The 11,478-nt window shown below is 71.2% G+C and carries 8 protein-coding genes; 2 read left to right on the top strand and 6 right to left on the bottom strand.

What is annotated here, in order from left to right; translation table 11 throughout:
- Positions 1-77 precede the first annotated feature (77 nt).
- On the top strand, positions 78-2,903 hold the full coding sequence (locus tag EFK50_RS09955; RefSeq protein WP_221177349.1) for an FAD/NAD(P)-binding protein: 2,826 nt from the start codon (positions 78-80) through the stop codon (positions 2,901-2,903).
- Positions 2,904-3,079: 176 nt separating this feature from the next.
- On the opposite strand, the gene EFK50_RS09960 is transcribed toward EFK50_RS09955, so the two are convergent.
- Genes EFK50_RS09960 through EFK50_RS09980 form a run of 5 tightly spaced genes read right to left on the bottom strand, consistent with a single transcriptional unit; the run spans position 3,080 to position 7,811 of the window.
- Positions 3,080-3,919: an MOSC domain-containing protein gene (locus EFK50_RS09960; RefSeq protein WP_246004188.1), complete on the bottom strand. Its 840-nt coding sequence runs from the start codon at positions 3,917-3,919 to the stop codon at positions 3,080-3,082.
- Positions 3,916-5,091, bottom strand: coding sequence for a pyridoxal phosphate-dependent aminotransferase (locus EFK50_RS09965; protein ID WP_246004111.1), 1,176 nt, complete (start codon positions 5,089-5,091; stop codon positions 3,916-3,918). Before EFK50_RS09965 ends, EFK50_RS09960 begins: the two co-directional genes overlap by 4 nt.
- Before the next feature lie 56 nt (positions 5,092-5,147).
- The gene (locus tag EFK50_RS09970) at positions 5,148-5,786 is read right to left on the bottom strand and encodes an SCO family protein (protein WP_183407756.1); all 639 of its coding nucleotides are present in this window, start codon (positions 5,784-5,786) and stop codon (positions 5,148-5,150) included.
- Positions 5,783-6,322: a TlpA family protein disulfide reductase gene (locus tag EFK50_RS09975; protein WP_123227418.1), complete on the bottom strand. Its 540-nt coding sequence runs from the start codon at positions 6,320-6,322 to the stop codon at positions 5,783-5,785. The genes EFK50_RS09970 and EFK50_RS09975 overlap by 4 nt, the downstream gene beginning before the upstream one ends.
- A 34-nt stretch (positions 6,323-6,356) precedes the next feature.
- Positions 6,357-7,811, bottom strand: coding sequence for an FAD-binding protein (locus EFK50_RS09980; RefSeq protein ID WP_123227419.1), 1,455 nt, complete (start codon positions 7,809-7,811; stop codon positions 6,357-6,359).
- Between the two features lie 91 nt (positions 7,812-7,902).
- Between EFK50_RS09980 and EFK50_RS09985 the strand changes: the two genes are divergently transcribed.
- The gene (locus EFK50_RS09985) at positions 7,903-9,396 is read left to right on the top strand and encodes a potassium/proton antiporter (RefSeq protein WP_123227420.1); all 1,494 of its coding nucleotides are present in this window, start codon (positions 7,903-7,905) and stop codon (positions 9,394-9,396) included.
- Positions 9,397-9,464: 68 nt separating this feature from the next.
- Here the strand turns inward: EFK50_RS09985 and EFK50_RS09990 are convergent, their stop codons facing one another.
- Positions 9,465-11,402: a fibronectin type III domain-containing protein gene (locus tag EFK50_RS09990; protein WP_123227421.1), complete on the bottom strand. Its 1,938-nt coding sequence runs from the start codon at positions 11,400-11,402 to the stop codon at positions 9,465-9,467.
- Positions 11,403-11,478 lie beyond the last annotated feature (76 nt).

Here is an 11,478-nt window from a genome sequence, read left to right on the forward strand (position 1 = left end):
TTGTTATCTGTACCGAGTTAGGTAAGTTAAGATTGTTAAGGACCCATGGTGGGTCCAGGTGGCTCGGAAGGTGACGGATGACGGTCTGGCCGGCAGGCGCACGCCCCACGGTGACGATCGTCGGCGGCGGGGCAGCAGGCACGCTGACCGCGATCCACCTGATTCGGGCGGCGGCCCGGCGCGAGACCGCGCTGACGGTCGTCCTGATCGACCCGGCGGACCGCTGCGGCCGCGGGGTGGCGTTCGGCGCCACCGAGGACCAGCACCTGCTCAACGTCCCCGCGTCCGGGATGAGCGCGCTTCCCGAGGAGCCCGGTCACTTCGTCGCCTGGCGAGCGCGGAACTCCTTCGACACCAGCGGCGGGCCGACGGCGTTCGTGCCGCGCCGCCAGTTCGGGCTCTACCTCGAGGACCTGCTGGCGGAGGCGGAGCGCGCGGCGGACGGCCTGGTGGTCGTCCAGCACCGTCGTACCCGGGCCGTCGGCGTACGGCGGCAGGCGAGCAGCGTCGCGGTCACCACCAGCGAGGGCGACGAGATCGTCGCGGACGCCGTGGTGGTCGCCACCGGCCTGCCCGAAGCGGGTGCCGCCTGGGCGCCGCCGGCGCTGGCCGACTCGCCGTTCTTCGTCCCGGACCCGTGGGCTCCGGGCGCGGTGGACACGATCCGGCGCGACCGGGTCGGCCCGGCTGACGTGCTCCTCGTCGGTACCGGCCTGACCGCCGTCGACCTGGTGCTCTCGCTGACCGGCAAGGGGAGTCGCCCCGACCGGAGCGTCCTCGCCGTCTCGCGCAAGGGCCGGCTGCCGCGGGTGCACCTGGCCGAGCCCAAGCTCGCCGCGATCCCGGATGTTGCCGGCTGGGGCTCCGACCTGGACACGCTCCAGGAGGACGTCCGCCGGTACGTCGAGGCAGTCGCCGCCGCCGGCGGGGACTGGCGCCCTGCGGTCGACGGCATCCGGTTCCGGGTCGCGACCCTGTGGGAGCGGCTCGGCGAGGACGACCGGGCCCGGTTCCTGACCGGTCCGGCGGGCGAGTGGAACTGGCTGCGGCACCGGATGGCGCCGTCGAGCGCCGTGGTCCTCCGGGAGCTGCGCGCCGTCGAGCGGCTGACGGTCGAGCAGGGCGAGGTCGTCGGAGCCGAGCCGCTCACCGGCGGCGGGCTGCGGGTCCGGCTCTCCGGCGGGACCGAGCGCGAGGTCGGCTGGGTGGTGAACTGCACCGGGCCGCAGGCCGACATCCGGCTCCTCGGCAACGCGTTCCTCGACGGGCTGCTGCGCCCGCGCGCGAGCGGTGCCCTGGCCAGCGTGGCGAGCGCCGGACTGGGGCTCCGGACCGAGCACGGCCGGCTGATCGACGAGGCCGGTTCCACCGAGGCGCCGATCTGGACCCTGGGGTCGTTGCGACGCGGCGAGCTCTGGGAGTCCACCGCGGTTCCGGAGATCCGGACCCAGGCGGTCGGCCTGGCCTCGGCGATCCTGGACGAGGTGGCGCCGCTCCCGCGCCGGCTCGAGGACGGCCGGCTGGTCAGCGGGCACCACCCGATCGCCCGGCCGCGCGACCCGCTCGGAATGCCGTTGTCGACCACCGCCGAGGCCGCTGCCGCCTACAACGCCGGCCTCGAGCGGATCCTGCGGCTCCAGGACGGCGGCGAGGACCTGATCCGGGAGGCGACGCTGGCCGACCCCGGGTTCGCGCTCGCGCACGCCGCGCTCGCGATGCTCGGCTACGAGGCCGGCGCGCACACCGACGTCCGGGTGTCGCTGGACGCCGCGATCGAGGCGGTCGGCCGGCGCGGGGACAGCCGGGAGACCAGCTTCGTCGGCACCGTCGCGAACCGGATCGACGGGTCGCGCGCCCTGGGTTCGTCGTCGCTGATGGCGCACATCGCCACCTACCCGCGCGACGTGCTGGCGGTCTCGGCGGCGGTCCCGACGATCGCGTTCTCCGGAGTCACCGACGTGCAGCGCGAAGCCTGGGACCTGGTCGACGGGTTGGCGCCGTCGTACGGGGACCACTGGTGGTACATCTCGTTGCTGGCCTTCGTCCGCCAGGACCAGGGCAAGTTCGAGGAGGCCGGGCTGCTGGCGGAGTCCGCGCTCTCCTGCGAGCCGTCCTCCGGCCACGCCGTGCACGCGCAGACGCACGTGATGTACGAGACCGGCCAGCACGAGGAGGGTCGGGTCTGGCTCGACCACTGGGTCGCGGAGAGCGGCCGGTCGGCCAGCCACCGCGCGCACTTCTCCTGGCACGCCGCACTGCACGAGCTCGCCCTGGGCGACACCGAGGCGGTACGACGGCGCTACTACTCGCAGCTCGCGCCGCCGACCGTGACCGGCGTCCGGGGACTGGTCGACGCGGCCTCGTTGATCTGGCGCTGGCGGATCGCGGTCGCCGACTGGGACCGGGCGACCGGCGGTCTCGGTCTGCCGCCGGCGTTCGAGGGCGAGGGCGCGCCGCCGCCGATCGAGGCCGTGCTGGCGGGCGTCGACGAGAACCTGATCCTTGCTCCGCAGACCCCGTTCATCGCCGTGCACGCGGCGATCGCGCTCGCCGCCCAGGGGGAGGTGCCGCTCCTCGAACGGTTGCGGGTGCACTGCGCGCGGGCCGACGACCGGACCACCCGGACGGTGGTGGTGCCGATCTGCGACGCCTTCATCGCGGTCACCGAGCAGCGCTGGAGCGACGCCGCGACGCTCTTCGGCGAGCTGCTCCCGGCGCTGGTCAAGGTCGGCGGATCGGCAGCCCAGCGCGAGGTGATCGAGGAGACACTGCTGTTCTGCCTGGTGCAGTCGGGGCGTGCCGACGAGGCGATCTCGGTGCTGGGCGGTCGGCTCGATCGCCGTCCCTCACCCCTGGATCTCCGCCGCCGCAACGCGTTCGGCAGGTTGGCTGCGGGTCGTTAGCGCGGACGTCACCGCGTCTCGACAGGCTCGACGTCCGGTGGGAGGGCCCGCACGTACGCGCGGACGTCACCGCGTCTCGACAGGCTCGACGTCTGGTGGGCTCGACGTCTGGTGGGCTCGGACATCGAGCTTGTCGAGATGCCTCCACGTACGCGCGGACGGTGCGCGGGGAGTCGCTACGGCTGGGGGATGACGGCGTCGCCGACCGCGATCGTCCCGGCCTCCAGCGGGATCAGGTGGATCGCGAACCAGGTGGCCCGATCGACCAGCCGGTGCTTGGCCAGCGTCCGGATCGGCTCCTTGGAGGAGCTGAGGTCGTCGGGGGAGATCGTGGTCATCACGCAGCGGTCGACGCGCTTCGGCTTGCGGTACAGCACCTCGCCGATCCGCACCTCGGACCAGTCGTCCTCGGCGAACGGGAGCTCGCCGTCGATCACCACGTTCGGGCGGAAGCGTTCGATCGGCAGCGGCGCGGGCGGCTCCTCGCCGCGCTCGACCGCACCTTCGGCGATCCAGTCGTTGAGCTGGCGCAGCGAGGCGAGTGACGCCAACGTGACCGGGCAGCTGTCGGTGTAGGCGGCGTGGTCGCCGGGGCGGGCCCACTCCCGCTCGAAGGTACGGCGGGTCGGGTCGTCGCACCAGATCAGCCGGAGGTCGGCCCGTCCGGTCGCCGCTCGGATCCACTCGTGCGCGGACTCCGCGGCCGGGCGGCCTCGCAGCTCGTTGCCGTGCATCCGCAGGTCCACCAGCGCGGTGTCCGGCTCGGCGACGTCGATCGGGTCGAACCCGCGGGAGCGCAGCCGGAGCGGGACGTCGAGGCCGGGCTCGGTCTCCGGGGTGTCGGCGGTGACCCGGAACAGCGTCCGCAGCTCCCGGGCGCTGACCAGCGTGCCGTCGTCGTCGACCACCATCCAGCGGCGGTCCCCGGCGAACCCGCCCGGGCTCACCGAGGCGGTACTCACCGGCCGGATCGCGGTGCTCTTGACGGGGTGGATCGCGAGGCCGGTGACCTTCATCGCAGCCACCCGTCGAGCCGGTCGAGCCCGCGGGTGATCTCCTCAGCGCTGCCGGCGAAGGAGAGCCGCACGAACCGGTGACCGCGGGCGGTGTCGAAGTCGATGCCCGGCGCGGTCGCCACCCCCGTCTCGGCGAGGAGGCGCTGGCACCAGGCGTAGGTGTCGTCGGTCAGGTGCCCGATGTCGGCGTACACGTAGAAGGCGCCGTCCGCGGGCGCGAGCCGGTCGATGCCGAGGCGCGGGAGGCCGTCGAGCAGGAGCGCCCGGTTGCCGGCGTACCGGTGCACGTGGCCGTCGAGCTCGGCGTACGACTCCGGGGTGAACGCGGCGATGGCGGCGTACTGGGAGAGCACCGGCGGGCAGATCGTGAAGTTCCCGGTGAGCACGTCGACCGGCCGGCGCAGGTCCTCCGGCACCACCATCCAGCCGAGCCGCCAGCCGGTCATCGAGAAGTACTTCGAGAACGACCCGAAGATCACCCCGGTGCGCGAGGTCTGCCAGGCGCTGGACGTCCCGGCGCCGTCGTAGGTGATGCCGTGGTAGATCTCGTCCGAGATCAGCCGGACGCCGTTCTCCTCGCACCAGGCCGCGATCGCGGCGAGCTCCGCCGGCGGGATCATCGTCCCGGTCGGGTTCGCCGGGGACGCGATCACGACGCCGGCGATCGGGCCGGGGACGGCCGCGAGCAGCTCGACGGTCGGCTGGAACCGGGTCTCCGGCCCGCAGTCGACCTCGACGACCTCGCAGCCGAGCGCGGCGAGCACGTTGCGGTAGCAGGGGTAGCCGGGCCGGGCCATCACGATCCGGTCGCCGGGGGAGAAGGCCGCCAGGAACGCCAGCAGGAACCCGCCCGAGGAACCGGTGGTCACGACGACGTCCTCGGCACCGATCTCGATGCCGGAGGTACGCCGGTGGTGCTCGGCGATCGCGGCCCGCAGCTCGGGCACCCCGGTCGCGACGCTGTAGCCGAGCAGGTCCTCGTCGAGCAGCCGCTTGGCCTCCTCGCGGACCGCGCGCGGCGCTCCGGTGGAGGGCTGGCCGGCGACGAAGTTGACCAGGTCGCTGTGGCTGGCGGCGCGTGCCTGGGCGGCGGCGAGCAGGTCCATCACGTGGAACGGCGGCACGTTCGCGCGCTGCGCCACCGAGAGGCGCTGCTGGATCTGTCCGGTCACGAAGCCACCGTAGTGCGTCCGGCGTCGAGTCGGTCGCGCGGTGTTTCCGAGCGGGCTCAGCCTCCCGAGGAGCCGCCCTTGAGGTGCTCGGGCCGCTCGGTGAGCAGGAACTTGAAGTCGTTGGCGAACTGGATCGGCGCGGTGTCGCCGCCCCAGAAGATCGGCGCCTTGTGGGTCTCGTCGATCCCGATCACGTACGACGTGTGGCTGTTCGGGTCGTAGCCGCCGTTCGGCAGCTTGGCGCCGTCGTCGACGAAGACGCCCATCGAGCGGCCGACCTTGGCGATCGACTCGATCTTCCCGGTCAGGCCGCTGAAGGACGGGTCGAAGCGCTGCAGGTAGGACTTCAGCACCGGACCGGTGTCCCGCACCGGGTCGGAGGTCACGAAGAACAGCTGCACCTCGTCGCGCTGCTTCGCGGAGAGCTTGGTCAGCCCGGAGGCGATCGAGGAGAGCACCGTCGGGCAGATGTCCGGGCAGTTCGTGTAGCCGAAGAAGACCAGCGTCAGCGGCTTGGTGGTGTCCTTCGCGAACGTGAACGGCTTGCCGTCCTCGGTGGTCAGGGTGTCGCTCGCGATCGTGAACGGCGGGTCGACCACGGTGCCGGCGAGGTCGACCGCCTTCTCCGACGAGCATCCCGCGGTGAGCAGGGCGAGCGCGATCAGGGCTGCGATCGCACGGGCGGTTCTGGTCACTTCAACTCCAAGCCTTCGAGCACGTCTTTCGTGCTCTTGAATTCGCCGATGTGCACGGCGACCACCTTGCCGTCCCGGATCAGTGCCGAGGACGGGATCTGGTTGATCGGCACCCGGCCGTCGAGGGCGACGGCGACCCGGGCGTCGTTGTCCATCCAGTTCGGGTACGTCACGCCGGCCGTCGCGAGGGCCTCCCGCGCCTTGTCCTCGGACCGGTCCCGGGTGAAACCGGCGACGGCGAGGGTGCCGTCCTTCGCGAGCTTCGCCAGCAGCGGGAGCTCGGTCTTGCAGGGGGTGCAGAAGGACGCCCAGAGGTTGACCAGCAGCGGTCCGGTGAGGTCCGGGTCGGTGGCGTCGTCGATAGGCTCGTCGGTCGGCAGGGTGATCTCGAACGGCTTGACCTTGGTCCAGCCCGATCCGAGCGCCGGCTGCCTGCCGTCCACGCTGGAATCGAAGTACGTCGTCCCGCCGCAGGCGCTCAGCGTCAGCGTTCCGAGCAACGCCAGCAGAGCAAGGCGGAGCGGTCGCTGAGGCACTCCGAGATGGTATCCGCGCGTCCAAGCGCGGCGGTCAGGCGGTCAGTGCCGCTGCGTGCCGGCCGGCCCGGCGACCGAAGTAGGAACCCTCGGCGAGCTGGGTTCCGGAGGCGTAGCTCTTGCCGTCCTGGGCGATGTTCGCCGCGCAGGCGCCGGCGGCGTACAGGCCGGGGATCACGGAACCGTCCTCGCGCTGGGCCTGGCCGTCGACCGAGCAGCGCATCCCGCCGAGCGTGAAGCCGGCGTACAGGGCCTTGCCGAGGGTCAGGTCGTAGGCGCCCCAGGGGCCCTGGTCCTGCGGCGCGATCCAGTCGGAGAGCTTGTGGAACTCGGGGTCCTCGCCCTCGTGCGCGTGCTTGTTGTACGACGCCAGGGTGGCGACCAGGCGGCCCTCGGGGATGCCGAGCGCGGCCTCCATCTCCTCGACCGTCTCCCAGCCGTCGATGAACGGGCAGAGCGGCATCGACGGGTGCTCGATGTGCGCGGAGTCGACGATCAGGTAGGCGGCCTGGTCGGGCTGGTCCATCACGAAGCCGGAGGTCCGGGAGTGGTAGCTGTCCTCGGCCACGAACCGGTCGCCGTTCTTGTTCACCACGATCCCGGTGACCAGCTGCGAGGGCGGGTAGAACGGCGCGGTGATGAACGGCTCGTCCATGAACTTCAGCTGGGCGCCGACCGAGGCGCCGAGCCGGAGGCCGAGGCCGTCGTCGTAGGTGTTGCCGAGGACGAAGAGCTTCTCGCCGAGGGCGGGGGTGTTCGCGGCGACCATCTCGGGGTTCATCACGAACCCGCCGGCGGCGACCACGACCGCCTTGGCTCGCAGCGTGCCGGTCTCGGAGAACTTCTTCCAGGAGACGCCGACCACGGCGCCGTCCTCGGTGACCAGGTTGGTCGCGCCGGTCTCGTAGCGGACCTCGACGCCGGCCTTGAGGACCTGCTCGTTGAGCAGGTCCATCACCATCTGGGTGCCGCCGGTGTCGCCGGGGACCGGGACCTTGTGGCCGCGCGGTGCCGGTACGGCGAGGTCGCGGAACGGGTGCACCTTCTCGTTGCCGGTGAACATCAGGCCCTCGGTGTTGGGCTGGATCACCGCCTTGCCGGGGAAGTAGGAGCGCTCGAACTCGAAGCCGAGCGCCTCGATCCAGTCGAAGTGCTCGACGCTGTCGTCGCAGAAGGCGCGGATCTTGTCGGCCTCGGGCTCCTTGGAGACGGCCATCAGGAACTTGTACATCTCCTCGGCGCTGTCCTCGTGCCCGGTCGCTTGCTGCACCGCGGTGCCGCCGCCGAGGTAGAAGTGCCCGCCGGACATCGCGCTGGTGCCGCCGTACGTCGCGGAGCGCTCCAGCAGCACCACCTTCGCGCCGGCGCGGGCGGCCTCGAGGGCCGCGCAGCCGCCGGCGATGCCGAAGCCGATCACGATCACGTCGGTGGTCTCGGCGTCCGCCGGAAGGGTGCTGGCGGGGACGACGTCGGGAAGCGCTGTGGTCATGGGGGAAGCCTAAGCCGTAACTAGAACAAGTTCTATAAGTCTCGAACGATAGACTTGCCTCCAACGCCCCCAATCGCCGAGGTGCCGCTGCATGACACTCGACGTCCAGACGCTCAACCAGGGTCTCCTGGCGGGCACGGGCGTGCTGTTGGTCGCGATCATGGCGGTCCGGGCCTCGGTCGGTGCGGGACTGCCGAGTCTGCTGCTCTACCTGCTGATCGGCGTGGGTCTGGGCGAGAAGGGCCTCGGGATCAACTTCTCCGACGCCGAGCTGGCCAACGCGCTCGGCTTCGCCGCGCTGATCGTGATCCTCGCCGAGGGCGGCCTCACCACCAACTGGGGCGAGATGCGCCCGGTCGCCCGGATGGGGCTCTCGCTGGCGACGCTCGGCGTCGCGGTCAGCGTCGGCATCGTCGCGGTGGTGGCGCACTTCGCGCTCGGCATGAGCTGGCAGCTCGCCGTCCTGCTCGGGGCGCTGACCTCGCCGACGGACGCCGCGGCCGTGTTCTCCGTGCTCCGCCGGGTGCCGCTCCCGAGACGCATCAGTGCGACCCTCGAGGCCGAGTCCGGACTCAACGACGCGCCGACGGTCGTGCTCGTCACCCTGGTCAGCGCCAGCGGGCACCACGGCGCCTTCGGCTTCGTCGGCGAGGTCGTCCTCGAGCTGGTGATCGGCGTGGTCGGCGGGCTCCTGGTCGGCTTCGGCGGCGCCTGGCTGATGCGCCGGGCGGCGCTGCCGTCGTCGGGCCTGTACCCGCTCGCGGTGCTCTCCTTCTCCGTGCTCGCGTACGCCGCGACCGCCACCGTGCACGGCTCCGGCTTCGCGGCGGTGTACGTCGCCGCCCTCGTGCTCGGGAACTCCGACCTGCCGCACCGGGCCGCGACCCGCTCCTTCGCCGAAGGGATGGCGTGGCTCTCGCAGATCGGGTTGTTCGTCATGCTCGGCCTTCTGGTCAGTCCGAGCGGGTTCACCTGGGAGGTCGCCGGCATCGCCGTCGTCGCGGTCGTCGTGCTCACGGTCGTCGCCAGACCGGTGTCGGTGCTGGTCTCGTCCGTGGCCCAGCCGATGCCGTTGCGGGAGCTGGGCTTCATCAGCTGGGCGGGGCTTCGCGGTGCGGTGCCGATCGTGCTGGCGACCATCCCGCTCTCCGCAGGGGTCGTCGACGCCACCGAGCTGTTCAACATCGTCTTCGTGCTGGTCGTGATCGACACCCTGATCACCGCCCCGACGCTGCCGTTCGTCGCGCGCGTGCTCAAGGTCGCCAGCCGCAGCGAGCCGCGGGACCTCGAGGTCGAGGCCGCGCCGCTGGAGCGGATCGCCGCGGACCTGCTGATGGTGACGATCTCGCCGAAGTCGTTGATGCACGGCGTCGAGGTGGCCGAGCTCCGGCTGCCGAAGGGCTCCTCGGTCTCGCTGATCGTCCGCGACGGCACCACCCTGGTCCCGCAGCTGCGCACCGTGCTGCGCCGGGGCGACGAGCTGCTGGTGGTGACGCCGCGCAAGTCCCGGGAGCAGACCGAGCAGCGCCTGCGCGCGGTGTCGCTCGGGGGCCGGCTGGCGCAGTGGAACGCCGAGGACCGCTGAGCCGGAAATAGACCCAACCGGCGGTGGTGGCCACCGCCGGTTGAGCCTCCCCCAGGGATCGTCCGGTACTACTTGACGGCGATCATGCCGTCGATCCGGACGACCTTGCCCTTCTTGCTGATCACCTTGATGACCAGGTTGCCGGTCTTCACCGAGCTGAAGGTCTTGGCGGCGATGTACTTCTTGTTGCCGGTGCCCTTCAGGCTGTAGGTGCCGAGCTTCTTACCGGCGAAGAACACCTGGACCTTGCCGCCCTTGGCGACCTTGGTGACCAGGATCGCGATCTTCTTGGCCTTGACGTTCTTCAGCGTCATCACCGCGTTCTTCTTCTTGGCGATGCTGTAGGTGCCGAGGTAGGAGCTCCCGGCCTTGGCCCGCTTGAAGCCCTTCGCGATCGTCATCTTGCGGTCGTCGACCGGAGTCGTGGTGCACTTCTCACCCGAGAACGCGCCGGTGGTGTTGTTCGCGTCCTTGGTCTGAACGCTGTAGCAGTACGTCCGGCCCGGCTGGATCAGGTTCAGCAGCGACGTGCTGGGCGTGTTCAGGGTGAGGAACGAGTGCGCCCCGAACCCTCCGTTGAACGCCGCCGAGCGGACCCGGACGTTGGCGGTGCCCAGCGCGCTGAACCGGTCGGTGGCCTTCCAGGCGACGCTCGCCTTGGTGCCGAGGGTGATCGACCCGGGAGCGGTCATCGTGGTGCTCGCGCCGGCCACGTCGAGGATCGCGCCGTTGACGAATCCCTGGGTCGGGTCGGGCATCTTGACGATGCCGGTCAGCAGGACGTTGCCCTGGCTGTCGGCGCCGACCGCGGTCTCGCCGTTGACGAAGCCGCCGGCGCTGTCGACGTTGGTCATCAGCTGGAACGGCGACTGCCGGTACGACACGTGCTGGTGGCCCGCGTCCGGGTAGCCGATCGCAACCAGGCCGCTGTCGCTGACCACGACGTCAGGGGTGGTCGATGCCGCCAGCTCGCCGACGAGGGTGCCGCCGGACCAGGAGCCGGCGTACGGGCGGGTCGCGTAGCGGACCCGGTCCGCACCGTCGTCCGAGCTCCAGGCCGCCAGCGTGAAGCCGGCCGCGTTGATGTCGACGCTCACGTTCGAGGCCGACTGGTCCTCGGCGGAGACGATGGTGGCGCTGGTGACGGTGCCGTCGGTCAGGATCTTGTTGGCCCAGACGCGGTAGTTGTTCTCGAGGTCCTGCCGGGTGTAGGCGACCACGGCGTTGTCACCGTCGATCGCGACGTCGGACCGCACCTGGTAGGCGCCGGCGAGCGAGGTCGAGTCGGCCGCCAGCCAGGTGTTGCTCCCGGCTGCCCGCGACCGGACGTCGATCGTGCTGGTGCCGTCGCCGGCGTTGTACCAGGAGACCACGGCGCGACCGGCGTTGCTGACGGCGAGGTCCGGGGCGAACGAGCTGTTGTCGGAGAGCGTCTGCACGTTGAGGGCGCCGCCCTTCGTCAGGGTCGAGACCCGGACCTTGTTGACGTCGCCGCCGTCGGAGTCGGTGCGGGCGGCGTACACGGTGCCGGCGCCGTCCATGTCCACCGAGAGCGGCGCGGTGGCGTTCAGGTCGTTGGCGTGGCTCATCAGGGAGCGGCCGTCGAAGACCCCGCCGCCGATGTAGCGGCTGACCGCGACGCGCATCTCGCCGCCGTTGTCCTCCTCCAGCCAGGTCACGGCCGCCTCGCCCTTGTCGTTGATCACGGCGGTCGGGTTGGCGATGGTGTCGGAGGTGTACGTCAGCGAGTCCGGGACGGACCAGGATCCGCCGGTCGAGTACGACGCGTAGACGATGTCGGCGCCCAGGGCCTCGCGGATCCAGGTGGCGACGGCGTTGCCGTTCTCGGACATCGCGACGTCGGCGTCCTTGGGGAGCAGGCCGAGCTGGCTGATGTTGGACTGGTCGACCCAGGTGGGTGCGGCCGACGCGGACGGCAGGGTCATCAGCGCGCCCGCGGTGAGCGAGGCGGCTACGAGGCTGCCGGTGAAGGTCTTGCGGAACATGAGAAGTGCCTTTCGTCAGGATTTGGGTGCAGCTGGTGGGGTGTTGCTTGCGGGTAGGAGCACCGAGGTCCGGGTT

The sequence above is a fragment of the Nocardioides marmoriginsengisoli genome (assembly GCF_003725695.1).
GTDB lineage: Bacteria > Actinomycetota > Actinomycetes > Propionibacteriales > Nocardioidaceae > Marmoricola > Marmoricola marmoriginsengisoli.